Source organism: Tenacibaculum pacificus, assembly GCF_027941775.1.
In the GTDB taxonomy this organism is placed as follows: domain Bacteria; phylum Bacteroidota; class Bacteroidia; order Flavobacteriales; family Flavobacteriaceae; genus Polaribacter; species Polaribacter pacificus_A.
Genome location: NZ_CP115917.1, coordinates 2740732 through 2766209, shown reverse-complemented (window position 1 = coordinate 2766209; position 25478 = coordinate 2740732). Strand labels below are relative to the sequence as shown.

21 protein-coding genes and 1 pseudogene are annotated in these 25478 nt (G+C 29.2%); 8 read left to right on the top strand and 14 right to left on the bottom strand.

Features of this window, described 5'->3' with window-relative positions; translation table 11 throughout:
• Window positions 1-81: 81 nt before the first annotated feature.
• Both PG913_RS12695 and PG913_RS12690 read right to left on the bottom strand, forming a co-directional pair.
• Window positions 82-1014 (bottom strand): ABC transporter ATP-binding protein, encoded by a 933-nt coding sequence (locus PG913_RS12695; RefSeq protein WP_271231038.1) that lies wholly within the window; start codon window positions 1012-1014, stop codon window positions 82-84.
• 230 nt (window positions 1015-1244) lie between these two features.
• Window positions 1245-3350 (bottom strand): prolyl oligopeptidase family serine peptidase, encoded by a 2106-nt coding sequence (locus PG913_RS12690; protein ID WP_271231037.1) that lies wholly within the window; start codon window positions 3348-3350, stop codon window positions 1245-1247.
• A 213-nt stretch (window positions 3351-3563) separates the two neighbouring features.
• Here PG913_RS12690 and trxA point away from each other — a divergent pair, with 213 nt between their 5' ends.
• From trxA to PG913_RS12675, 3 genes are all read left to right on the top strand, one after another.
• On the top strand, window positions 3564-3923 hold the full coding sequence (gene trxA, locus PG913_RS12685; RefSeq protein ID WP_271231036.1) for a thioredoxin: 360 nt from the start codon (window positions 3564-3566) through the stop codon (window positions 3921-3923).
• Window positions 3924-4214: 291 nt separating this feature from the next.
• Window positions 4215-5186 (top strand): ribonucleotide-diphosphate reductase subunit beta, encoded by a 972-nt coding sequence (locus tag PG913_RS12680; RefSeq protein WP_271231035.1) that lies wholly within the window; start codon window positions 4215-4217, stop codon window positions 5184-5186.
• A gap of 117 nt (window positions 5187-5303) precedes the next feature.
• Window positions 5304-7703, top strand: coding sequence for a ribonucleoside-diphosphate reductase subunit alpha (locus PG913_RS12675; RefSeq protein WP_271231034.1), 2400 nt, complete (start codon window positions 5304-5306; stop codon window positions 7701-7703).
• Window positions 7704-7862: 159 nt separating this feature from the next.
• Here the strand turns inward: PG913_RS12675 and PG913_RS12670 are convergent, their stop codons facing one another.
• Window positions 7863-8435, bottom strand: a complete 573-nt coding sequence (locus tag PG913_RS12670) for a DUF3109 family protein (RefSeq protein ID WP_271231033.1) — start codon at window positions 8433-8435, stop codon at window positions 7863-7865.
• A gap of 113 nt (window positions 8436-8548) precedes the next feature.
• On the opposite strand from PG913_RS12670, the gene PG913_RS12665 reads away from it, so the two are divergent.
• Window positions 8549-9130: a MarC family protein gene (locus PG913_RS12665; RefSeq protein WP_271231032.1), complete on the top strand. Its 582-nt coding sequence runs from the start codon at window positions 8549-8551 to the stop codon at window positions 9128-9130.
• Window positions 9130-9742 (top strand): annotated as a pseudogene (locus PG913_RS12660) (NAD(P)/FAD-dependent oxidoreductase). Before PG913_RS12665 ends, PG913_RS12660 begins: the two are co-directional and overlap by 1 nt.
• 15 nt (window positions 9743-9757) lie before the next feature.
• On the opposite strand, the gene PG913_RS12655 reads toward PG913_RS12660, so the two are convergent.
• Both PG913_RS12655 and PG913_RS12650 read right to left on the bottom strand, forming a co-directional pair.
• Window positions 9758-10444 carry a LytR/AlgR family response regulator transcription factor gene (locus PG913_RS12655; protein WP_271231031.1) on the bottom strand — a complete coding sequence of 229 codons (687 nt, stop codon included), beginning with the start codon at window positions 10442-10444 and terminating at the stop codon, window positions 9758-9760.
• A gap of 6 nt (window positions 10445-10450) precedes the next feature.
• Entirely contained in the window at window positions 10451-11422 is a 972-nt protein-coding gene (locus tag PG913_RS12650; RefSeq protein ID WP_271231030.1) for a sensor histidine kinase, read from the bottom strand.
• A gap of 193 nt (window positions 11423-11615) precedes the next feature.
• On the opposite strand from PG913_RS12650, the gene PG913_RS12645 reads away from it, so the two are divergent.
• Window positions 11616-11993, top strand: a complete 378-nt coding sequence (locus PG913_RS12645; protein WP_271231029.1) for a DUF1573 domain-containing protein — start codon at window positions 11616-11618, stop codon at window positions 11991-11993.
• Window positions 11994-12060: 67 nt separating this feature from the next.
• Here PG913_RS12645 and PG913_RS12640 read toward each other — a convergent pair whose 3' ends face one another.
• The 6 genes from PG913_RS12640 to corA form a co-directional block, all read right to left on the bottom strand.
• Entirely contained in the window at window positions 12061-12996 is a 936-nt protein-coding gene (locus PG913_RS12640) for a M28 family peptidase (RefSeq protein ID WP_271231028.1), read from the bottom strand.
• Between the two features lie 87 nt (window positions 12997-13083).
• On the bottom strand, window positions 13084-13830 hold the full coding sequence (locus tag PG913_RS12635) for a succinate dehydrogenase/fumarate reductase iron-sulfur subunit (protein WP_271231027.1): 747 nt from the start codon (window positions 13828-13830) through the stop codon (window positions 13084-13086).
• Between the two features lie 9 nt (window positions 13831-13839).
• Complete coding sequence (locus PG913_RS12630) at window positions 13840-15852, bottom strand: fumarate reductase/succinate dehydrogenase flavoprotein subunit (protein ID WP_271231026.1); 2013 nt, start codon at window positions 15850-15852, stop codon at window positions 13840-13842.
• 12 nt (window positions 15853-15864) lie between these two features.
• Window positions 15865-16530 (bottom strand): succinate dehydrogenase cytochrome b subunit, encoded by a 666-nt coding sequence (locus PG913_RS12625; RefSeq protein ID WP_271232179.1) that lies wholly within the window; start codon window positions 16528-16530, stop codon window positions 15865-15867.
• 138 nt (window positions 16531-16668) lie between these two features.
• Window positions 16669-17544 carry a mechanosensitive ion channel family protein gene (locus PG913_RS12620; RefSeq protein ID WP_271231025.1) on the bottom strand — a complete coding sequence of 292 codons (876 nt, stop codon included), beginning with the start codon at window positions 17542-17544 and terminating at the stop codon, window positions 16669-16671.
• Window positions 17545-17598: 54 nt separating this feature from the next.
• Window positions 17599-18507: a magnesium/cobalt transporter CorA gene (gene corA, locus PG913_RS12615; RefSeq protein ID WP_271232178.1), complete on the bottom strand. Its 909-nt coding sequence runs from the start codon at window positions 18505-18507 to the stop codon at window positions 17599-17601.
• Window positions 18508-18860: 353 nt separating this feature from the next.
• On the opposite strand from corA, the gene PG913_RS12610 reads away from it, so the two are divergent.
• Together PG913_RS12610 and PG913_RS12605 are read left to right on the top strand one after the other, a co-directional pair.
• A complete protein-coding gene (locus PG913_RS12610) occupies window positions 18861-19712 on the top strand; it encodes a helix-turn-helix domain-containing protein (protein ID WP_271231024.1) in 852 nt (283 codons plus the stop codon).
• A gap of 1276 nt (window positions 19713-20988) precedes the next feature.
• The gene (locus tag PG913_RS12605) at window positions 20989-21351 is read left to right on the top strand and encodes a cupredoxin domain-containing protein (RefSeq protein ID WP_271231023.1); all 363 of its coding nucleotides are present in this window, start codon (window positions 20989-20991) and stop codon (window positions 21349-21351) included.
• 64 nt (window positions 21352-21415) lie between these two features.
• Here PG913_RS12605 and PG913_RS12600 read toward each other — a convergent pair whose 3' ends face one another.
• From PG913_RS12600 to PG913_RS12590, 3 genes are all read right to left on the bottom strand, one after another.
• A complete protein-coding gene (locus PG913_RS12600) occupies window positions 21416-22318 on the bottom strand; it encodes an alpha/beta hydrolase family protein (RefSeq protein WP_271231022.1) in 903 nt (300 codons plus the stop codon).
• Between the two features lie 116 nt (window positions 22319-22434).
• On the bottom strand, window positions 22435-23727 hold the full coding sequence (locus PG913_RS12595; RefSeq protein WP_271231021.1) for an aminopeptidase P family protein: 1293 nt from the start codon (window positions 23725-23727) through the stop codon (window positions 22435-22437).
• A gap of 367 nt (window positions 23728-24094) precedes the next feature.
• The gene (locus tag PG913_RS12590) at window positions 24095-25438 is read right to left on the bottom strand and encodes a DEAD/DEAH box helicase (protein ID WP_271231020.1); all 1344 of its coding nucleotides are present in this window, start codon (window positions 25436-25438) and stop codon (window positions 24095-24097) included.
• Window positions 25439-25478 lie beyond the last annotated feature (40 nt).

Below are 25478 nucleotides of genomic sequence, written 5' to 3'. Positions count from 1 at the left end.
ATGTCAGTTTTTTAATAACTAAATTTAAGATACACTTTATTAATATTGATAATTATACAGGTAAAAAAGTGTATCTTTTATTTAAATAATATCATTAAATTTTAATGATATTATTTCGTTTATTTCGATGTTTAAAGAATGCTTAAAAAAGATATTCTGACTATTATAATTCGCTTCAATTAACCAATATGAACCTTTAAAATAAGTTTTTAAAACAATAGCTTTCTCATAAGAATTTGTAACAATTGATATTTGATGTGGATATAATAAAACAACATTATTATCAATTTTAATTTCGTTTACATCATCAAATAAAGTTGCTACATACTTTAACTTCGGATTTTCGTATATTTTTTTGGGCGTATCATTTGCAATTATTTGACTGTTTTTAATTACAATCATTTTATCAGCAAAAGAAAGGGCATCACTACCTTCGTGAGTTGCTATAATACAAGCAATATTTTTTTCTTTCAGATAAGAAAATAAGTTTCTACGTAATGAGTTTTTTTTGAAATTATCTATCTGTCCGAAAGGTTCATCTAGTAATAATAATTCAGGTTCTTTTGCTAAAGCCCTTGCAATTGCAACTCGTTGTTGTTGTCCGCCACTTAAATTTTTGACTTTTACGTTTGCAAATTCGGTCATTTCTATGACGTTTAATAATTCGTCGGTTCTTTTTTGAGATTCCTCAGGATAAAAACGAGATAAGAACTTTTTAATATTTTCGCTAACAGAAATAAATGGCATTAAATCGAAATCTTGAGCAACGTATTTAAAAAAATCAACACCTGGTACTAAATGATGTGAAGGTCCTAAAATTTGAAAATCGTTCCAAAATAAAGTTCCTTCGTTTAGATTTAATAACCCGTAAATAGCTTTTAATAAAGTTGATTTTCCGCAACCACTTTCACCCAAAAGACATAAATGTTCTCCTTTTTTAAGAGAGAAATTAATGTTTTTTAGTATTATTTTTTCTTTAGAATATCCGAAGGTAATATTGTTAACTTGTAGCATAGATGCAAAAATAAAGTTTCTAATTTTAATAAAGTTATCGAAATTATTTTTAAAAGTTAAATACTTCTTGCGTTAGCGATTGAAGCAATTGTTTGAGCTCTTTTTTATTTTTCTTTTGAAAAAATAAAAAAAGCGAGTGCGGAAAGCGCGACCCTTGTGGTAACGCCCAAATTATAAACATAAAAAAACCGATACTTTCGCATCGGTTTTTTATGATTTTTATTGATGTTTTACTTTTTATCTTGATAAGGTAATTTTTCAAATCCCATGTTATATAATGTGAATCCGAAAATATCGGCATATTGTTCGATAGTTTTGGCAACGGGAGTTCCAGCACCATGACCAGCATTTGTTTCAATACGAATTAATACAGGGTTTTCGCCTTGTTGCTTGTCTTGTAACTCAGCCGCAAACTTAAAACTATGCGCAGGAACTACACGATCATCATGATCGCCAGTGGTTACCATAGTTGCAGGATACGCCACTTTTTGAACGTTGTGCACAGGAGAATATCCGTTTAAATAATCGAACATTTCTTTGTTATCGGCAGATGTTCCGTAATCATAAGCCCAACCTGCACCCGCAGTAAACGTGTGATAACGTAACATATCTAAAACTCCAACGGCAGGCAAAGCGACTTTCATTAAATCGGGGCGCTGTGTCATTGTTGCACCAACTAATAATCCACCGTTTGAACCTCCACGAATTGCCAAATAATCAGAAGAAGTATATTTTTGATTGATTAAATATTCGGCAGCAGCGATAAAATCGTCAAACACATTTTGTTTTTTTAATTGCGTTCCTGCATCGTGCCATTTTTTACCATATTCACCACCACCACGTAAATTAGGAACGGCATATACTCCGCCTTGTTCCATCCAAACGGCGTTTGCAATGCTAAAAGCAGGTGTTAAACTGACATTAAATCCGCCATAACCATATAAAATAGTTGGGTTTTTTCCGTTTAATTCTAATCCTTTTTTATAGGTAATTATCATCGGAACTTTTGTTCCATCTTTTGATGTATAAAATACTTGTTTACTTTCGTAAGCATCAGCATTGAAAGAAATTTCAGGTTTCCAAGATAAAACATACGTTCCATCTTCAGGATTAAATTTATAAGATGAACTTGGTGTATTGTAGTTTGTAAATGAAAAATAGATTTCTTTAGCTTTCGTTTTTCCGCCAAAACTACCAGCAGAACCAACACCTGGAAGTGTTACTTCACGGATTAATTTTCCATCAAAATCATATTGTAAAACTTTAGAAACAGCATCAACCATATATTCTGTAAAAAAATATCCAGCTCCTGTTGATGGTGATAATACGTTTTCAGTTTCTGCAATAAAATCTGTCCAATTTTCTGGTGTCGGATTTTTAGCATCCACCGTTACTATTTTTTTATTTGGTGCATTTAAGTTTGTTACTAAATATAATTTATCGCCACGGCTGTCAATTACATACGTATCGTTATCGTAATTATCTGTAATTGTAACTAACTTACTGTTTGTAGTTGTTAAATCTTTTAAAAATAATTTATTTCCTGATGTTGAAGTAGCCGCAGAAATAATTAAATATTTGTTATCTTCAGTTAAATAACCGCCTACATACCTGTTTTTTTCTTCAGATGTTGCTCCAAAAATAACTTTATCAGTTTTTTGTGGTGTATTTAAAGCATGATAATATAATTTATGCTGGTCTGTTTTTGCTGATAATTCGCTTCCTTCAGGCTTATCGTAGCTAGAATAGTAAAAACCTTCGTTGCCTTTCCAAGCGATTCCAGAGAATTTTACATCGATTAAAGTATCACCAATAATTTCTTTAGTTTTGGTATTTAAAACAATAATTTTTCGCCAATCACTTCCTCCTTCAGAAATTGAATAGGCAACAATACTTCCATCTTTAGTAAAACTTACCGAACCTAATGAGGTTGTTCCATCTTCAGAAAAAGTATTTGGATTTAAGAAAATTTCTTCTTTTCCTTCGGAGTTTTTTCTATATAAAACAGCTTGATTTTGTAATCCGTCATTTTTATAAAAATAGGTATAGTCACCTTCTTTAAAAGGCGTTCCTAATTTTTCGTAATTCCATAATTCTGACAACCTATCTTTTAATTGCTCACGATACGGAATTTTACTTAAATAATTAAAAGTAACTTCATTTTCGGCTTTTACCCAATTTTCAGTTTCTGAACTTTTGTCATCTTCTAACCAACGATAATTATCGGTTATTTTTGTTCCGAAATAATCATCTACAATAGGTTTTTTAGTCGTTTTTGGATAGTTCACAATCGTATTTTTTTTAAGTTGATTTTCTTTTTTACAAGATATTATCATTGTACTTGCGCAAAGAACTGAAAATAGAAGTTTTTTCAATGATATAAAAGTTAGTTAATTGTTTCAAAGTTAGCCGAAAAAAATAGGTAAAACACTTTTTTAATATGACTTTAACACTAAAGTATAGCTCTTGTAACTTTTCAAAAATAAAAACGACTATCTTTATACTTGAAAATTTTCAAGTAAAATAAGTAGTAATTTAAGACAAACAGGATGACAGAAAATTTAACGAAAGAAACTTTTTTAAAAAAAGTGTTTAATTTTGAAGAAAATAAAGAGTGGAAGTTTGAGGGAGATAAACCTGTATTAATTGATTTTTATGCAGATTGGTGTGGTCCTTGTAAAGCATTAGCACCAATTTTAGAAGAATTAAGTAATGAATATGAAGGTAAAATAGATATCTATAAAATAGATACAGAGGCAGAACAAGAATTAGCTGCAGCTTTTGACATTAGAAGCATTCCTTCAATGTTATTTTGTCCTATGGGAGAAGCGCCTCAAAGGGCTAATGGTGCATTACCTAAAAAACAGTTAGAAGAAATTATAAAAGATGTTTTAAAAGTAGAGAAATAAGCTTTAAAATGTGTTTAAAAAGTGATGTTTTTACATCACTTTTTTTTTGAATAAAATCAAAACATGGAACTCTGTGATAATCACTACTCAAGCTTGTTTTTTATTTTTAAACACTTGTTTTTGAGTGTTTTAATATTTTATAGAAATAAATTTGTTTTATACTTTTTTTCAGTTTGTTGAAAACTTCAAGGGATTTGTGAATAAGTAAAGCTTTCTAATTTTAGTAAATTTATGGATATTTGTTGCCCCCCAATAACGCAAAATAACAAACATAATTTAGCACACAAAATAATGGCTGCAATCGAACCGATTTTACAAGAAAATAAAGATAGATTTGTAATTTTTCCAATTCAACATGATGATTTATGGGACTGGTATAAAAAACAACAAGCTTGTTTTTGGACTGCCGAAGAAATAGATTTATCTGTAGATATTATAGATTGGGAAACTAAATTAAGCGAAGATGAACGTTATTTCATCAAACATGTTTTAGCTTTTTTTGCAGCTTCTGATGGAATTGTAAATGAAAATTTAGCCGAAAATTTTGTAAATGAAGTACAATATTCTGAAGCAAAATTTTTCTATGGTTTTCAAATAATGATGGAAAATGTACATTCAGAAACATATTCATTATTAATAGATAGTTATGTAAAAAATGAAGCTGAAAAAGATCAATTATTCAAAGCAATTGAAATTTTTCCAGCAATTAAAAAGAAAGCAGATTGGGCATTAAAATGGATTGAATCAGATTCGTTTGCAGAACGTTTAATTGCTTTTGCAGCTGTTGAAGGTATTTTCTTCTCAGGATCATTTTGTTCAATTTTCTGGTTAAAGAAAAGAGGTTTATTACCTGGATTGGCTTTTTCGAATGAATTAATTTCAAGAGATGAAGGAATGCATTGTGATTTTGCTGTGCATTTACACAATCATCATATTGTAAATAAAGTGCCTAAATCACGTATTCGTGAAATTATTTTAGATGCACTTACTATTGAAAGAGAATTTATCACAGAATCGTTACCTGTAAGTTTAATTGGTATGAATGCTAAATTAATGACACAGTATTTAGAGTACGTAACTGACAGATTATTATTAGAGTTTGGTTGTGACAAAGAATATAACTCTACAAATCCATTTGATTTTATGGAAATGATTTCTTTAGAAGGGAAAACAAATTTCTTTGAAAAAAGAGTTTCAGAATATCAAAAAGCAGGTGTTTCTGGTGGAGGTACAGGTGATATCAGCTTTGATGCTGAATTTTAAATAAAAAAATTATTATTATTATAATTTTTTAAATTCTCAATTTTTTTAAAAATAGATAATTCACTTTAAATTTTATTTTTTAGTGATATTATCAATAAAATTAAACCGAATAATAATATGTATGTAACAAAGAGAAATGGTCGTAAAGAGCCAGTGATGTTTGATAAAATTACCGAAAGGGTTCGAAGAGAATGTTATAGGTTAAATGAAATTGTAGATCCTGTAAAAGTAGCAATGCGTGTAATTGAAGGATTATATGATGGCGTATCTTCTTCGGAATTAGATAATTTAGCGGCAGAAGTTGCTGCTACAATGACTACTGCTCATCCTGATTATGCAAAATTAGCGGCAAGAATAGCAGTATCTAACTTACATAAAAGTACCAAAAAATCGTTTTCTGAAACGATGACTGATTTATATCAATATGTAAATCCTCGTACAGATAAAAAAGCACCTTTATTAGCTGATGATGTATATGATATCATCCAAAAAAATGCTGATAAATTAGACTCTACAATTATTTATAGTCGTGATTTTAATTATGATTACTTTGGTTTTAAAACCTTAGAACGTTCTTATTTATTAAAATTAAATGGAACTATTGCAGAGCGCCCGCAACACATGTTAATGCGTGTTTCTATTGGTATTCATAAAGATGATATTGATGAAGCAATAGCAACTTATGAGTTAATGAGTAAAAAATATTTTACCCATGCAACGCCTACATTATTTAATGCAGGAACGCCTAAACCACAAATGTCTTCTTGTTTTTTATTACAAATGCAAGATGATAGTATCGAAGGAATTTACGATACTTTAAAGCAAACTGCAAAAATTTCGCAATCAGCTGGTGGTATTGGTTTGTCTTTACATAATATCCGTGCTACAGGAAGTTATATTGCTGGAACTAACGGAACATCGAACGGTATTGTACCGATGTTAAAAGTGTTTAACGACACGGCACGTTATGTAGATCAAGGAGGAGGAAAACGTAAAGGTTCTTTCGCCATGTATTTAGAACCTTGGCATGCTGATATTTTTGATTTTTTAGATTTAAAGAAAAATCATGGTAAAGAAGAAATGAGAGCACGTGATTTATTTTACGCTATGTGGATTTCTGATTTATTTATGGAACGTGTACAGCAAGATGCTGATTGGACATTAATGTGTCCGCAAGAATGCCCAAATTTATTTGATACTTATGGTGAAGAATTCAACCGTTTGTATACAGGGTATGAAGCTGCTGGAAAAGGTAGAAAAACCATAAAAGCACGTGAATTATGGGAGAAAATTTTAGAGTCGCAAATTGAAACAGGTACGCCGTACATGTTATACAAAGATGCTGCAAACCGTAAATCGAATCAAAAGAATTTAGGAACTATTCGTTCTTCAAACTTATGTACCGAAATTATGGAATATACTGCCGAAGATGAGGTAGCAGTATGTAATTTAGCATCTATAGCAATGCCAATGTTTATTGCTGAAGATAAAAACGGAACAAAGTTTTTTGACCATGATGAATTATATAAAGTAACTAAAAAAGTAATTAGAAACTTAGATACGGTTATTGATAGAAATTATTATCCTGTTATTGAAGCAGAAAATTCTAATGTGCGTCATCGTCCGGTAGGATTAGGTATTCAAGGACTTGCTGATGCTTTCATTATGTTACGCATGCCTTTTACTTCGGATGAAGCTAAAAAGTTAAATAAAGAAATCTTTGAAACTTTGTATTTTGCATCGGTAACTTCATCAATGGAAATTGCAAAAGCTAAAGAACCATATTCTACTTTTAAAGGTTCGCCAATGTCTAAAGGAGAGTTTCAACAAGATATGTGGGGCGTAACAGAAGCCGATTTAAGCGGTCGTTGGGATTGGGAAAGTTTACGTAAAGAAGTTGTAGAACATGGTGTTCGTAACTCTTTATTAGTAGCACCAATGCCTACTGCATCTACTTCTCAAATTTTAGGAAATAACGAAGCTTTTGAACCATATACTTCTAATATTTATACTCGTAGAGTATTATCTGGTGAGTTTATTGTTGTTAACAAACATTTATTAGAAGACTTAGTAGCGCTTAATTTATGGGATAATTCAATGAAGGAAGATATTATGCGTGCAAACGGATCTATCCAACATATTGCGACTATTCCACAAGATTTAAAAGATTTATATCGAACGGTTTGGGAAATGAGTATGAAAGATATTATTGATATGGCTCGTGATAGAGGATATTTTATCGATCAATCTCAATCGTTAAATTTATTTATGAAAGATCCTGATTATGCTAAATTAACTTCGATGCATTTTTATGCCCATAAAGTTGGTTTAAAAACAGGAATGTATTATTTACGTACTAAATCGGCAGTAAATGCCAAGCAGTTTACCTTAAATATTGAAAAGAAAGTAGACGTTGTTGAAGAAGATAAACCAATGAGTGCTGAAGAATATAAAGCAATGATAGATGCTTCTAAAAATGGAGCTCCTGATGATGATTGCTTAATGTGTGGTTCTTAAAACCAATAAATTAAAAGTCAAAAATTATATTAAAGAGAAGTCGAAAGGCTTCTCTTTTTTATTTTTGATAACATTTATACAGTTTAAAAAAGATATCAAAACTATATTTATAAAAAACAAAAACGACGCTTAACAGCGTCATTTTTTATTGAAAAATAATTACTCTTTTTTTCTTTTTTCGGCTATTTCTTCTAATTCGTCATACCAGTTTTGACCAAATTTTCTGACCAAAGCTTGTTTTACGAATTTGTAAACAGGTACTTGTAACTCTTTTCCTAAAGAACAAGCATCATCACAAATATCCCATTTATCATAATTTACTGCCGAAAACTCACTATATTCTTTTACTCGAACAGGATATAAATGACAAGAAACAGGTTTTTTCCAATCAACAACTCCTTGATTATATGCTTCTTCAATGGCACATAAAGCGGTGTTTTTATCATCAAAAATAACATACGCACAGTCAGCACCGTTAATTAAAGGAGTTTCTAACTCGCCAAAATCACCAGTAACCCATGTACCTTGTTTTTCAATAGCATCAATACCTTCTTTGCGAAGAAATGGTTTAATTTTAGGGTAGATATCTTCTAAAATTTTAGTTTCTTCTTTTTCTAATGGCGCACCAGCATCTCCATCAATACAACAAGCGCCTTTACAGGCAGCTATATTACAAACAAAATCTTTATCAAAAAGATCTTCTGACACAAGTGTTTTTCCTAATTGGAACATAAATACTAAAGTTAAAAACATTACGTTTACAAAAACTTAATGTATATTTAGGCTGCAAAAATAGGTTTTTGTTATTTAACATATATAAATTTGTCACTTAAAAAATAATATAAATGAACTTTGATTTAAAACAAATAATAACGGCATTTATGGTATTGTTTGCTGTTATTGATATTATTGGTAACATTCCAATCATTATTAATTTGCGTAAAAAAGCAGGACATATTCAGTCTGAAAAAGCATCAATAATAGCTGGTGTTATTATGGTTGTATTTTTATTTTTAGGTGAAAATTTATTGAAGTTTTTAGGTGTTGCAGTAGAAGAGTTTGCTGTTGCTGGTTCTTTTATTTTATTTTTTATCGCTTTAGAAATGATTTTAGGAATTACACTTTATAAAGATGATGAAGATGAGGCATTAAATGCATCAGTATTTCCTATTGCTTTTCCATTAATTGCTGGTCCAGGAAGTTTAACAACTTTATTATCTATCAAAACAGAATATGATTTTGAAAATATATTAATAGCTATCTTTTTAAACGTAATATTGATATATATCGTTTTAAAAACTTCAGTAAAAATTGAGAAATTTATTGGTGCCAATGGTATTAAAATTATTCAAAAAATATTTGGAGTTATTTTATTAGCAATAGCGGTTAAATTGTTTGCTGCCAATATTAAAATATTATTTTCTTAATGATTTTTGACGTATTAATTATAGGAGGAGGAGTTTCGGGGATGCAATGTGCTTTGGTTTTAGGATCGGCACATGTAAAAAGAGTATGCCAAAGATAAAAAAATAGGTATTTTAATGCATCAAAGAGCTTCTCATTTACAAGATGCTTTATTTAATAATGTTTTAGGTTTACCTGAAGCAACATTAGGAAGTGATATTTTAAAAGAAGGAAAAGCACAGTTAAAAAAGAAATATCCATCAGTATTACAATTTGAAAATGAAAAAGTAATTGCTGTTTTAGATGATGAAAATGGCTATAAAGTTATCACCAATAAAGGTGAACATTACAGTAAGTTGGTTGTAGTTGCTTTAAATTATGCAAAACCGTTTGAAATAGCAGGTTTAGAACAATATATAGAGCCACATATGCGAGCAAATGTGATGAAAGATAGAATACAGCTTCGTAACTTTAATCACTTAATAAAAGAAGGTTTATATGTTTGCGGAACTTTAGCTGGTTGGCGTAGTCAGTTTGCAATAGCAGCTGGTAGTGGAGCAAGTGTAGCTACTGATATATTAACGATTTGGAATAATCATACTCCAACAAAAATACACGATAAAATAACCGTTTAATATTATCGATAAATACTATTGGTTCGTTTTTAAATGCGCCAATAGTGTTTTTTTATAGGTTCTTCCAATCGGTAAATTTTTAGAGTCGATAAAAAGATTGGTTCCTGTGAATTTTACCATTTTTTTGATATTTATAATATACGATTTATGAATCTGTATAAATTGAGTATCATTTAAAGTGTCTTTCCAATTTTTTAAAGAATCAATTATGGTTAATTTTTTATCCGAAGTAAAAAAAGTTACATAATTTCTGTCCGATTCTAAGTACAAAATATCATCAATATAAATTTTATAAATTGTTTTATCTACATTTAAAAAGAGCGCTTCTTTCTTTTTTTCTTCGGATAAATTTAATTGTTTTTCAACTTTAGAAACAGCTTTTAAAAATCTATCAAAAGAAAAAGGTTTTACTAAATAATCGACAATAGTATCTAGTTCAAAACTTGAAACAGCATAATCAGGATAAGCAGTTGTAATAATTATCTTTGGTGGGTTTTTAATTGTTTTTATAAAATCTAATCCAGAAATATCGGGTAAATTAATATCTAAAAAAACGATATCAACAGTATTATTTTTAAAAAATTCATTAGCCTTCATAGCAGTTTGAAAAGTAGCAATTACTTCTAAATCTGGAATTTTACGAATGTAATTTTTTATGATATTTTGTGCAGGAAGTTCATCTTCAATAATAATACAATCCATGCTTTTTTAGATTAAATTTAACGTTAATGATACTGTAAAAATATCTGTAGCATCAATAGATAATTCATAGTTGTTTTTATACAATAAGTTCAATCGCTTTTTTAAATTTTCTAGCCCGATAGTATTTGTGTTTTTTATCTTTTTGATATCATAATTATTCGTACAAATACAGGTTAATTTATTTTTATCTGCTTTAATTATTATTGATATAACACTATTAATAGTACTATGTTTAAAAGCATTTTCAATAATAGTAATTAACAATAGTGGTGCTATTTTATAATTTTCAGAATCTGTTGAAGTCTGATATTCTATTTCTTTGAGTCCTTCTGTTCTGATTTTATGGAAAACTATATAATTATCTAAAAACTGAATTTCTTTAGCTAAGCTTACTTTTTCGGAATTACTTTCATATAAAACATGCTTTAAATTGTCTGATAATTTTAAAATTAAATCGGGTGCTTTTTCGGGTTTTTCAATAGCGTATGCATAAATAGTATTTAAATTATTGAATAGCACGTGTGGGTTGATTTGCGATTTTAAAAATTTCAATTCCATAGCTGTTTTTTCTTGTTGAATTCTTGCTACTTCTTCGGATTGATTTATATATCGAAATAACATCCATATAAATGAAAAAAACAATAAAGGTGTTAAAGTTTGCCATAAATAATCACTTAAACATTTCATAACTGAACATCCGCAACGTGCAAAAACATAGCAATACAATTGTGTTGCTAAAAATGAAATCAGCATAAAAATAACGCTGTATAATACATACCATTTCTTCTTTACAAAAAAAGGTAACAGTATTTGATTGTTTGCATAAACGATAACTACAAGGATAAAAAAATAATATAAAAATGGGTTTTCAGTCCAATAATAGCGTGTAAATACAAATAATGATACAAAAGTAAAAAGTAGCCAAAAAAGTACGTGAATTAATGCCTGAGCACTATCTTTTTTATTTAGTTTAATCATAGTTTTTGTAAGTAACTAAAATTTGCTGATTCAACAAAATAATAAGTACTAAAGGCTATTTGTTAAGTACATAATACTGTTTTAGCTTTTTAATTGCAGTTTATACTTCTTTTTTTGATGTATATACTTTGTTTTTTTATCAAGGATAAAAAAAATTACTTTCGACGTAAATTAATACTAAAACTTCAATAATATGAAAACAATTTTAACATTATCGGCTGTTTTTTTAATGGCATTATCTGTAAATGCACAAGAATTTAAGTTTGTAACAGAGTCTATTGATTACGGAAAAATTACACAAGGATCAGAAAAAAATCGTGTATTTGAGTTTACAAATATTGGTGATGCTCCTTTAATTATTAAACAAGTGGTATCTACTTGTGGATGTGCCGTTCCAAAGAAACCAGAAAACCCAATTATGCCTGGTGAAAAAGGTAAAATAGCAGTTTCTTATGATACCAATAGAATAGGAGGTTTTTCTAAAATGTTTACTATTGTTTCTAATGCAAAAAGTAAACGAATAAAAATTAAAGGGCATGTAAGTGCTAAAAATACACTAGCTTCTAAGTAAATTTTAAACAAAAAATCCTGAGTTTTCACTCGGGATTTTTTATATAAAATGTTAAATAATAGTAGTTTTATAATTCTTTAGCATCTAATTTAGTGAACACATTTAAAACTGTTTGAATAGCATCAACGGTAAATTTTTGATCGATGTTTTCATAAATATCGGTGGCTTTGTGATAATCTTCATGATCTGGCACACCAAAATATATAAATGGAATATCTTTTTTATGAAAGGCTGAATGATCACTAGAGTTTGTCCAGTTTTCCGAGCTATCTAAACCTTCATGTCCTATAAGTAATTCAACTTCTCCAACTTTATCTAATGAAGTTATTGTTTCTTTTAATATTGGTGTATAACGAGTTCCTACAGCGAATAGTTTTTTACTATCACTTCTTGAAATCATATCAAAATTTAAGTTTAAGACTATTTTATTTAAATCAATTATAGAATTATCTGCATAATAATAAGCACCTTTTAAACCTATTTCTTCAGCATCAAAAGAAGCTAATATCACATTATGTTTTGGAGGATATTTTTTAAAATATTCAGCAAAAGCTAATAAGGTAGCAACACCTGAAGCATTATCATCAGCACCATTAAAAATCTTCCCATTTATAGTACCTAAATGGTCGTAATGAGCAGATAATACAACGTATTTATCAGTATATTTTGTACCTTTAATAAGTCCTAAAACATTAATAGCATTATATGTATCTTTTCCTTTATTGAAAGTAAAAGGTTGTTCGAAGTTTTCAATAAGTGGTGTTACATTTAGTTTTTTAAAACGCTCTTTTATATAATTTTTTGCTTTTATTCCTCCTTGAGTAGCTGTTTTTCTACCTTCGAATTCATCAGAAGATAAAGTTTTAATATCATTTAATATTAAATCGGTTGTAAAATTATATTTTGAAATCGGTGTACTAGGAGTCGTTTTTTGTATTTCTGATTTACAAGAAATTAAAAAGATTGTTGAAATAGTTATAATTAAAAATTGTAATTTTTTCATAATTGATTAAATAAATTGAATGCAAAATTAAACAAAAAAAATCCCGAGTTTTCACTCGGGATTTTTAATTTATATATAAAAAAGGATTTATCCTTTTAAACTAGCTTTCATAAACTCAGTATTCATACGAGCAATGTTTTCTAATGAAATTCCTTTAGGACATTCCACTTCACAAGCACCAGTATTTGTACAGTTACCAAAACCTTCAGCATCCATTTGAGCTACCATGTTTAAAACACGATCAGTAGCTTCAACTTGTCCTTGAGGTAATAAAGCATATTGAGATACTTTAGCACCTACAAATAACATTGCAGAAGAGTTTTTACAAGTAGCAACACAAGCACCACAACCAATACAAGTTGCAGCATCCATTGCTTTATCAGCAGCTTCTTTAGAAACAGGAATTGCATTTGCATCTTGAGTATTACCAGATGTGTTTACAGAAATATATCCACCAGATTGTTGAATACGTTCAAAAGAACTTCTATCAACAACTAAATCTTTTATTACAGGAAAAGCAGCAGCTCTAAATGGTTCGATAGTAATTGTATCACCATCTTTAAACATACGCATGTGTAATTGACACGTAGTTACACCTCTATCAGGTCCATGAGCTTCACCATTAATATACATAGAACACATACCGCAAATTCCTTCACGACAATCATGGTCAAATGCAACAGGCTCGTCACCTTTATTAATTATTTGCTCGTTAAGTACATCCATCATTTCTAAGAAAGACATATGCTCAGAAATCTCGGTTACTTGGTAATCGACCATCTTTCCCTTATCACTTGCGTTTTTCTGACGCCAAACTTTAAGTGTTAAATTCATAATATCTTCTTATTTGTATGAACGTTGTTTTAATTCAATATCGTTAAACTCTAATTCTTCTTTGTGTAAAACTGCATTAGCAGGTTCACCTTTGTATTCCCAAGCAGCTACGTAAGCAAAATCTTTATCGTTACGTTTAGCTTCACCTTTTTGTAATCCATCTAATTCAATAGATTCTTCTCTAAAGTGACCACCACAAGATTCATTTCTATCTAAAGCATCTTTGGCAAACAATTCTCCTAATTCTAAGAAATCTGCTACACGACCTGCTTTTTCTAATTCAGGATTCATTTCATTCGAAATACCAGGAACTGTTACATTTTTCCAGAAATCTTCACGTAATGCTTTAATTTCAGCCATAGCTTCAATTAAACCTTTTTCGTTACGAGACATTCCACATTTTTCCCACATAATTTTTCCTAATTTCTTGTGGTAATAATCTACAGAATGTTGTCCTTTATTATTTACAAAGAAATCAATACGTGCTGTAACTTCTTTCTCTGCTTGTTCAAATTCTTTAGTATCTGTAGGAATTTTTCCTGTTCTAATATCATTAGATAAATAATCACCAATAGTATATGGTAATACAAAATATCCATCAGATAAACCTTGCATTAAAGCAGATGCACCTAAACGGTTAGCTCCATGATCAGAGAAATTAGCTTCTCCTAAACAATATAATCCTTCAACAGTTGTCATTAAGTTATAATCAACCCAAACACCACCCATTGTGTAGTGAACTGCAGGATAAATCATCATAGGTGTTTTATAAGGATCTTCATCTACAATTTTATTGTACATCTGGAATAAGTTTCCATACTTAGCTTCAACAATTGCTTGTCCTAATTCGTAAATCTTAGCTTCCGATGGATTAGAAATATTCTGAATTTTAGCTTTTTCTGTACCGTAACGAGTAATTGCCGAAGCAAAATCTAAATAAACAGCTTCACCAGTAGCATTTACACCATAACCAGCATCACAACGTTCTTTAGCTGCACGAGATGCAACATCACGAGGCACTAAGTTACCAAAGGCAGGATATCTTCTTTCTAAGTAATAATCTCTTTCGTTCTCAGATAAATCAGTAGGTTTTTTACGACCTTCTTTAATTGCCTTAACATCATCTAAATTCTTTGGTACCCAAATACGACCATCGTTACGTAATGATTCTGACATTAACGTTAACTTTGATTGATAATCACCTGAACGAGGAATACAAGTAGGGTGAATTTGTGTATAACAAGGATTTGCAAAAAATGCTCCTTTTTTATGAATTTTCCAAGCTGCAGTAGCATTAGAACCCATTGCATTTGTTGATAAGAAATATACATTTCCGTATCCACCAGTAGCAATTACAACAGCATGTGCTGAATGACGCTCAATTTCACCAGTAACTAAGTTACGAGCTATAATTCCACGGGCTTTTCCATCAACTTTAACAACGTCTAACATTTCATGACGATTGAACATTTCAATCTTACCACGAGCAATTTGACGGTTCATTGCAGAATAAGCACCTAATAATAATTGTTGTCCTGTTTGTCCTTTAGCATAAAAAGTACGAGATACTAATACACCACCAAACGAACGGTTATCTAACAAACCACCATAATCACGAGCAAAAGGAACACCTTGTGCCACACACTGGTCAATAATATTTGCAGAAACCTCAGCTAAACGATATACGTTAGCTTCACGAGAACGGTAATCTCCACCCTTTACAGTATCATAAAATAATCTGTAAAAAGAATCTCCATCACCTTGATAATTTTTTGCTGCATTAATACCTCCTTGTGCTGCAATAGAGTGTGCTCTACGAGGAGAATCTTGATAAGCAAATGCTTTTACGTTGTACCCTAATTCAGCTAAAGTTGCTGAAGCAGAACCACCCGCTAATCCAGTACCTACAACAATAACATCAATATTACGTTTGTTTGCTGGATTTACTAAATCGATATGATTTTTATAATCTGTCCATTTATCTTTTAATGGACCCTTTGGAATTTTTGAATCTAAAGCCATACTAGTTTCGTATTAATGATTGAAATAATGAAATAACGCAATAATGATAAATCCTACAGGAATACCAATTGCATATACTTTACAAAATGTTTTCAATCCTTTAGTGTATTTGTTATTTGCTCCAACCGATTGGAATGCTGAAGTAAATCCGTGTAATAAATGTAATGCTAAAAACACAAAAGCTATTGCGTAAGCACCAACTCTTAGTGGGTTTACAAATTTCTCTTGTAATTCGTGGAAATAACGAGTTGGGTCTTCTGGTAACATTGCAATATACTTGTGGTTAATTTCTGGAAACCAAAAATCAATAAAGTGTAATACTACGAATGCTAAAATAGCTGCACCAGACCAAATCATGTTTCTACTCATCCAAGTAGAATTTGCTGCTCCGTTATCTTTTGCATAACTTACATTAGTTGCTTTCTTGTTTTTTAATTCTAAGACGAATCCCATTACAAAGTGAAAAACTACACCAAAAATTAAGACAGGTTGCATAACATATTGAATTAACGGGTTTGTTCCCATAAAGTGGGATAACGCGTTAAATGTTGCTCCGTTGTCAGGAAAAATTGAGGTGATGTTTATTACAAAATGTTGTAATAAGAAGAACATCAAGAAAAAGGCAGAAAGTGCCATGGCAAATTTTCTTCCAATAGAAGATTTTAATAATCCCATTATGTTGTTTGTTTATTAAAGAATATAGAACAAATTTAAGGGCTACAAGCTACTTGCACAAACTTTACGAATTTTTTTATTTAATATTTAGAATGGGTTTAAATAAAATAGTTTTTTTTAGCAATTTAAACTGTTATTTTTTTAGTATTTATCAATACTAATTTTATGTTTTTGATACATTTTATGTTCAATAACTTGTGATGGCATTTCAATGTTATTTTTATCTAAAATCATTTTTACATCTGTAATTATTTTACTTCTTGTATTATGTCCTAAATAATTTTCTGGTAATTTTTTATTAGTTAAAACATCTACCCAAAATAATATTTGAATATCCGTAGTAAATTCACCTAATTCTTGTACTAAAACACGTGGGTCAGGAGTTTTTAAAATAGTTTCATTTGTAAGAAGATAGTCTAATATTAATTTTCGAGTTGTTTCAATATCGCACTCTGGTGCAATACCAATAGTAAAATTAACTCTTAAGTAACCATCTTTTGTATAGTTAATTAAGGTGTTTTTTAAGATTGTAGAATTTGGAATATAAATATCTTTACCTTCTGAATTTCTTAAGTGTGTTAATCGTAAATCTAGGTCTTTTACAGTTCCTTTAGTACTATTAATTTCAATAATATCACCTATTTCAAAAGGGCGTTTTAATGCTAAAATAATTCCTGCTAAAAAATTTTCTCCAATATCTTTAAAAGCAAAACCAAACACGATGGCGCTGACACCTGCACCTGCAAAAATAGTACTAGCAATTTCTGTAAAACCAATTACAGTTAATGCCATTATAATTCCGAATAAATAAAAAGACCATTTTATAACTTGTGCTAAAAAATTAGACATAATATTGTCTTGCCATCTTTTTTCTGTTGTTTTATTGATTATTTTATAAACAACTTTACCTGCAATAATAGCTATTATTACAATGATTATTCCTGTAATAATATTTGGAATAAGAGTGCTTATTTTCTCGAAATAATCACTAAAAATTTTTTGGAAATCTATATTCATAAAACTTGTTAATTTGAAAGTACTGATTAAAATAAAATTACAATTTTTTAGGTATTAAAACCATTTTTTCTTTTTAAAAAATAGTAACATTCCTATTGCTACAATTATCATTATAAACCACATTATAAAATAACTGTATTTATAAGAAAGTTCTGGTATATATTGGAAATTAGTACCATAAATACCTGCGATAAAAGTTAAAGGAATAAATATTACAGAAAAAACGGTTAGAAATTTCATAATATCATTTAGCTTACTTGTAATAGTTGTGTGATATATATTAAGCTGATCGGATAGTATTTCTCGGTAACTATCAGTAGCATCATTTGCTTGACTAATGTTATCTTCCAGTTCTTTAAAATGTATATAGGTGTTTTCGGTAATAAAATCAGAGTCGGTTTTTGCTAATGAAAAAATCATTTCTTTAGCAGGTTTTATATTTTTTCGTAAAAAATTTAGTTCTCGTTTATAGTTATTAATTTCTGTAATTGTATTTTCATTAGGGTTTAGTAATAGGTTTTCTTCTAGTGTTTCAATTTTATCACCAAGTACACTAATTACATATAAATAATTATCAACTACAATATCTAACAAGGCAAAAGTTAAATAGTCAGTTCCACCAGTTCTAATTCTCTTTTTTTGCTTTCTAATTCTTTCTCTTACAGGTTCAAATACATCACCTTTTTGTTCTTGAAAAGAAATTAATACTGTTTTTGTAAGAATTAAACTTAAATTTTCAATAACTGTTGTACCATCACTTTCGTTAAGCATTAGCATTTTAATTGTTATCAGTGTACAATTATCATACTCAATAACTCTTGGTCTGGCATCAGTATTTAAAACTTCAGGAACAACTAAAGTATCAAGGTTAAAAGTTGTTGTTATTTCTTGCATTATAGATGTATTATGAAGACCATCTAAATTTATCCAAGACACGGTATCTTTATGTTGCAACTGGCTAATTTCCTTAACAGTTTTTGAGGTTTTTTCAGTCAGACTTTTGTCGTCAAAGTCAATGATTCTAAGTAAAACTTGATCTGTTTTTTTCTCCTCTAAAAATTAAATCATCTGGAGAAAGACCAATTTCTTTTTTGTTTTTTTTAATAAAACGTGTCATATTTTTTGTTGTCAAATAATTATTTAAACTCGTTAAATATAATAGCTTATATAACGAAATTATTAAAAATCAAATACAGTTTAGTAAATTAGTTAACTCTTTCTATTTATTTTAATAAATGATTTTATCAAAATAAATAGAAGGAGTAATATTAATTTATTTTTGTTAGCTATTCATATTTTTTCGACCAAAAATAAAAATGGCTATTCAAAATATAAAAACTTATAAATATCAAGAGATATTTTCACTACAAACTGTACAATTTGAAAAAGCTTGTATAGTTAATAAACCAACTCAAATTAATACTTACAAAATTTTTTGGATAAAAGAAGGATCTGGAATATATCATATTGATTTTGAACGCTATTCTTTTAATGATGGTGTATTATTTTTTTTATTTCCAGGACAAATGTTTTCAGTAACATCAGAAAAAATAAAAGAAGCGTATCAATTAAGTTTTGATCAAGATTTTTATTGTGTTCAAGCTCATGATTCTGAAATTTCCTGTAACGGCGTATTGTTTAATAATGTGTACGAAACTCCTTTTGTAAAACCAAGTGAAAAAGATAGTCAAAAATTAGATTTTATTATTGATAGTTTAGTTGATGAATTTGAAAATACTGAAACTGCAAAATATGATATGTTACAAGCGTATTTAAAACAATTTATTATTCATTCTGTTCGTATAAAAAAAGAATATAATTTAATTAAAGAAGACGAAGAAACAAAGTTATTTAAAGATTTTAGTTTGTTAGTTTCTCAAAATTTTAAAAAACTACATAGTGTTTCTGATTATGCGAATCGTTTGGGTATTTCGCCAAAATCATTAACGAAGCATTTTCAAAAAATAAATTCAAAAACACCTAGCGATTTTATTAAAAATAGAATTGTAATAGAGGCGAAGCGTCAATTATTATATTCTACTGATGCTATAAAATATATTGCTTTTGATTTAGGATTTAATGATCCTGCATATTTTTCTCGATTTTTTACTAAAGCTACAGGACAATCTCCAAAACAGTTTCAAAAAGCACAAAAAGAATCATCATAATTTAAAAAAAGGCATAAAAAAACTCGTAAGACACAAGTATACGAGTTGGGTATTATCATTTCCGGGGGAATTAGTATCTGGGGGCTACTACAGAATAACAACACTACAAATGTATTTGTTTTTTTAAGATTAAAATGTGAGTATATGTTAACAAATCATATTGTTTCTGTTAATCATTAAAACCTTAAAAAGGTTCTTTAATTTTAAAAAATAGCGATGTGTTATAATGATGTTTTATTATTCTTAATTGTCATTTTTTTTAAAAGATAAAAGAGTTTGTAGATTGCTTAAAATCAAGCTTTTTGCTAATTGTAATATTGATGTAATTAATAATGTATTACTTTAAATGTTAGATAATTCAATTATTAGAGCTCTTTTTTTAATCTTTAATAATTTTAGAGCTATTATTTATTTTATATGAAATAGGTATGAGTAAAATTTAAAATTTATTAAAAAAAAGGCATAAAAAAACTCGTAATACATAGTTTACGAGTTAGGTATTCAATCTTTTGGGGATGTATTATTAAGAATATAAGATACTGTAAATATAGATTGTTTATTAGTCTTAAAATGTGAGTATATGTTAACAAATTAGGGTATTTATGTTATTCATTATTATTAAAAAAAAGGCATAAAAAAACTCGTAACACACAAGTTTACGAGTTAGAGAGCAAACATACTATTCGCATGTTCTAAATAACAACAACGCTGCAAATATATATTGTTTCTTAGCCTTAAAATGTGAGTATATGTTAACAAATTAGGATATTTATGTTATTCATTATTAAAAAAAAGACACAAAAAAAACTCGTAATACACAAGGCTACGAGTTTGGCTATTATTTCTGGGGGGACTCACACACGGGGGATATGTAACCTATAATAACACTACAAATATATATTGTTTTTTCGACTGAAAATGCAAGCTAAGGTTAACAAAATATTTTTAAAATATTATTTAGTCCAAGTTTAAGGAACCTTTGTCCATTTTTAAAAGTCTATTCTCGTCGAATCTTTGTACCAGTATTAATCATCAACAATTTTTTTGGTTGAAATAAAAAGTAAAAAGATGAAAACACTAGAAGAGTATCAATGCCCTAATTGTTGGGGATATCAAGAGTACAATGAGCAATTGTCTGATAGAGAATTATGTAAATGTGAACAAACGAATAAAGAATATAAAAAATGAGAACAAGAATTACAACATTAAACATTAAAACTATCACAGGGAAATTTAGTGCAAAAGCATAATAAATAAAGTTTAAAACTTAAAATCATTGAAAAAATTAATAGCAGTAATCGTAATAGTATTAGGATTTACATTTAATATAAACGCACAAGATGTTAAAACGGTTTCTTTAGAACAAACCAAAGAAGCATTTACTCAAAAAGCAATAACACTTTCTGAAGGAACTTATATTTTTGAAATTTCAAACTCTAATGTCGGAAAAGATGTAGGTTTTGTATTAGCACCAAAAGGAAAAGTAGAAGCAGAGCATCATATTAAAAACGCATATGTAACTTCTTTGGTTAAAAATAATTCTAAATCTACTTCTAAAAAAGTAACTTTAAAAAAAGGAGAGTATGTGTATTTTTGTCCTTTAAATCCTACACCTCAATATACTTTAACGGTTAAGTAAGTTTTAAAATATAAGATAGAAAAATCCGCTTTTTGGCGGATTTTTTGTTTTCGTATTAATTATTCTATTTCAAGTTTTTATCAAACCATTTTATAACCAATTCATTTAATTCAGTTGTTTTTTGATGAAAAAAATGATTCGTTTCAAATTTTTTGAATTCAAAATTATAATTTATTTTCTTTAATTTTTCAGCGATTCTTTCAGATTGTTGAGGATTTACTTTTTTATCATTTGTTCCACAGATTATTAAAACACTACTGTTTTTATCTAATTCATCAGCCCAATAAATAGCCGAACGTTTCTTTAATTCAGTTTCTTTATTTTTCCAGTAATTAGGAATACATTCAGTAAATACTTCAGTTTCCATTTCTGGTCTAAATTTTATTGTTTCAAATAAGTCAACGGCAGTATTTCCTATAATAGCAGTTTTTATTTTTTTTGATTTTTGAAGTGCTAAATATGTTGTCATTCCACCTCTTGACCATCCAAACATTCCAATACAATTCGAATCGGCTTTTTCAATATTTTTTACAGTCGTTATTAAGTTCAGAAGGTCATTAATTTTAGCACCGCCAAATTCATCTTTTTCTCGATAACTACTTCCTATAACAACATAACCTGCTGATGCTAACTTTGAAACTGACATTATTGTTTTTCTAATAGTTGATTTCATCGGAACTCTATTATATCCTCCATTAAAAATAACGACTGGATATTTACCTTCTTTTTTTGGTTCAATAACGACTCCACTAACTTTTAGATTATCACTTTTATAGGTAATAAGATAAAAATTTAATTTGTTTAAATATTTAAAATTAGAACGTAATTCATTGTTTTGAGAAACGCTATTCCAAATAGGTGTTTTTGAAATGTCAATTATTTTTTTTGATAGTATTTTTCCATTTTGAGAAAATCCAAAATTTATAAAAAGAAATATAAATAGTATTGTAAATATCTTTTTCATCATTTTTTAAAAAGTTTGAGTTTAACTAATTTATAGCATTTAAAAGTAACAAAAAAACCTTAGCGGTTTGCTAAGGTTTTTATATAATGATATTTCAGAACTTTATCCACAAAAAAATATTACGAATTCATAATGTCTTCAATTTCATCAGCATTAATAGGAATATTGCGCATTAAATTAAAAGGTTCTCCCTTTTGTTGAATAACCACATCATCTTCTAAACGAATACCAAAACCTTCTTTTGGAAGATAAATACCAGGCTCAACAGTAAAAACCATATTCACTTCCATTGGTTGATGTAATAATCCGTAATCATGCGTATCTAAGCCCATATGATGCGAAGTTCCGTGCATAAAATATTTTTTATAAGCAGGCCAGTTAGGGTCTTCATTTTGAACATCAGTTTTGTCAATTAATTTTAATTTCAACAATTCTGAAGTCATTATTTTACCAACTTCTGTATGATAATCAGCCCAAATAGTTCCAGGAACTAATAATTTTGTCGCTTCATCTTTTACATAATTTACTGCATTATACACTGCTTTTTGACGCTCAGAAAAACGACCAGAAACAGGTACTACACGAGTCATATCCGAAGCATAATTTGCATATTGCGCACCAACATCCATTAAAATTAAATCGCCAGCTTTACATTGTTGATTATTTTCAATATAATGTAATACGTTGGCATTATTTCCTGAAGCAATAATTGGCGTATAAGCGAATTTTTTAGAACGATTTCTAATAAATTCATGAATAAATTCTGCTTCAATTTCATATTCCCAAACATCAGGCTTTACAAAATTTAAGATACGTCTGAATCCTTTTTCGGTAATATCACAAGCTTTTTGAATTAAATCTAATTCAATCTGGTCTTTTAAAGAACGTAAATGCTGTAAAATAGGATTACTTTTCGCCACAGAATGTGCTGGATATTTTGCTAATAACCATTTTGTAAAACGAGCTTCACGAGTTTCTGTTTCTATGGAAGCACGATAATGTTCATTGGTGTTTATATACACATTTTCGGCAAGAGCCATCATTTCGGCAAGTACTTTTTCTAAATCTTGTAACCAGAATACTGTTTTTACTCCACTAGTTTCTGTAGCTTTTTCTTTGGTTAATTTAGCACCTTCCCAAACGGCAATATGTTCGTTTGTTTCACGGACAAATAATACTTCACGTAAATGTTCTTTTGGGCAATTAGGAAATAAAATTAAAATACTTTCTTCTTGATCTACACCGCTTAAAAAAAAGATATCACGATGTTGTTCAAAAGGAAGTGCACTGTCAGCACTTACAGGATATATGTCATTTGAATTAAAAATAGCTAAACTATTTGGCTTCATTCGTGCCATAAAGTTTTTACGATTTTTGATAAATAAATTACTGTTTATTGGGGCGTATTTCATAATGCTAATAATTAAAATTCTTCTTCAAAAGTAGCTAAAAGATAGCTTTGCTAGTTTATTATATAATATTATTTTGTGTTTTTATGAGGTGTTTTTTGTTGTTTTGTTATTTTAGATGAATTTTTTTGTGTAAAAATTTAAAAATCAGTAAAAAAGCCTAGCCCTGATTGAAGCAATTGTTTGAGCTCTTTTTTATTTTTCTTTTGAAAAAATAAAAAAAGCGAGTGCGGAAAGCAGGAAATTGCTTCTAATAATTTTAATGAAAAGTGTTTGAATCACAGTAAAAAAAGATGTTAAAATAAAAAACCTCCAAAATTTGAAAAATCAAACTTTGGAGGTTTTGGTATTTTATAAGAAGTTTAAAAAATTATCTTCTTGTATTTCTTTTTGAAGAACTTTCGTTACTACTTGAAGAACGACCTCTAGAAGAACTCCCAGAATTGCTTCTTGAGTTATTACTAGGACGCTGTCTTTTTGGTTTTGCAGCAGTACTACCACCTCTATGACTTGCACCTACGCCTTTTTTCTTAGGAGTAGAACCTTTCTTTTGTGTTGAAGCTCTTTTAGGACCAGCAGTATCTCTAGGTTCGTATCCTGCGATAATTTCGGTTTTTAATTTTTGCTTTAATATTTTTTCAATTTCCTTTTGATACTCAGTTTCTTCACTACAAACTAATGAAAGCGCTTCACCTTTTGCACCCGCTCTACCTGTTCTACCAATTCTGTGTACGTAATCTTCTGGTACATTTGGTAATTCGAAGTTTATAACGTGTGGCAATAAAGGAATATCAATTCCACGAGCCGCAATATCAGTAGCTACTAATACTCGGTTGGTATTATTTTTGAAATTTGCCAATGCTTTTGTACGAGCACCTTGACTTTTATTTCCATGAATTGCCGCAGCAGAAATTCCTGATTTTATTAACTTTTCAGTTAATTTATTAGCACCATGTTTAGTTCTTGTAAAGATTAAAACCTGACTCCAGTTACCATCTTTAATTAAGTTGATAACTACTTCTGTTTTTTTACCTTTATCTACCGCATATACTTTTTGAGCTACTTTTTCGGCAGTTGAATTTTCAGGTTCAGCTTCTACTGAAACAGGATTTCTTAAAATCCCTGAAGCTAATCTTTTAATTTCTGTTGAAAATGTTGCTGAAAACATCAAGTTTTGACGTTTTGCAGGCATAAAACTAATGATTTTGTTAATATCTCTAACAAAACCCATGTCTAACATTCTATCAGCTTCATCTAAAATAAGAACATCGATTCTATTAAATGAAACTGCTTTTTGATCGTGTAAATCTAATAATCTACCAGGAGTGGCAACTAAAATATCTACTCCTTGTCTTAATGTTCTTATTTGGCTAGCAGCTTTTACTCCTCCAAAAACTACTGCTGATCTGATATCTAAATACTTACTGTATTCTCTTACATTGTCATGAACCTGAGCAGCAAGTTCTCTTGTTGGTGTAAGTACTAATGCTCTTACGGGTCTGTATTTAGGATGTTTAGAGTCTGCTAAACGTTGTAAAACAGGTAGTGTAAAACCTGCAGTTTTTCCTGTTCCTGTTTGTGCTGAAGCTAATACATCTTTCCCTTCTAAAATAGGTGGTATTGCTTTTGCTTGAATTGGTGATGGAGTATCGTATCCTTTTTCTTCGATGGCTTTTAATAAAGCATCGGATAATCCTAAAGATTTAAATGTCATATATGTTTTTTTAGAAATACTCTAAAATAAGCATCTCTAT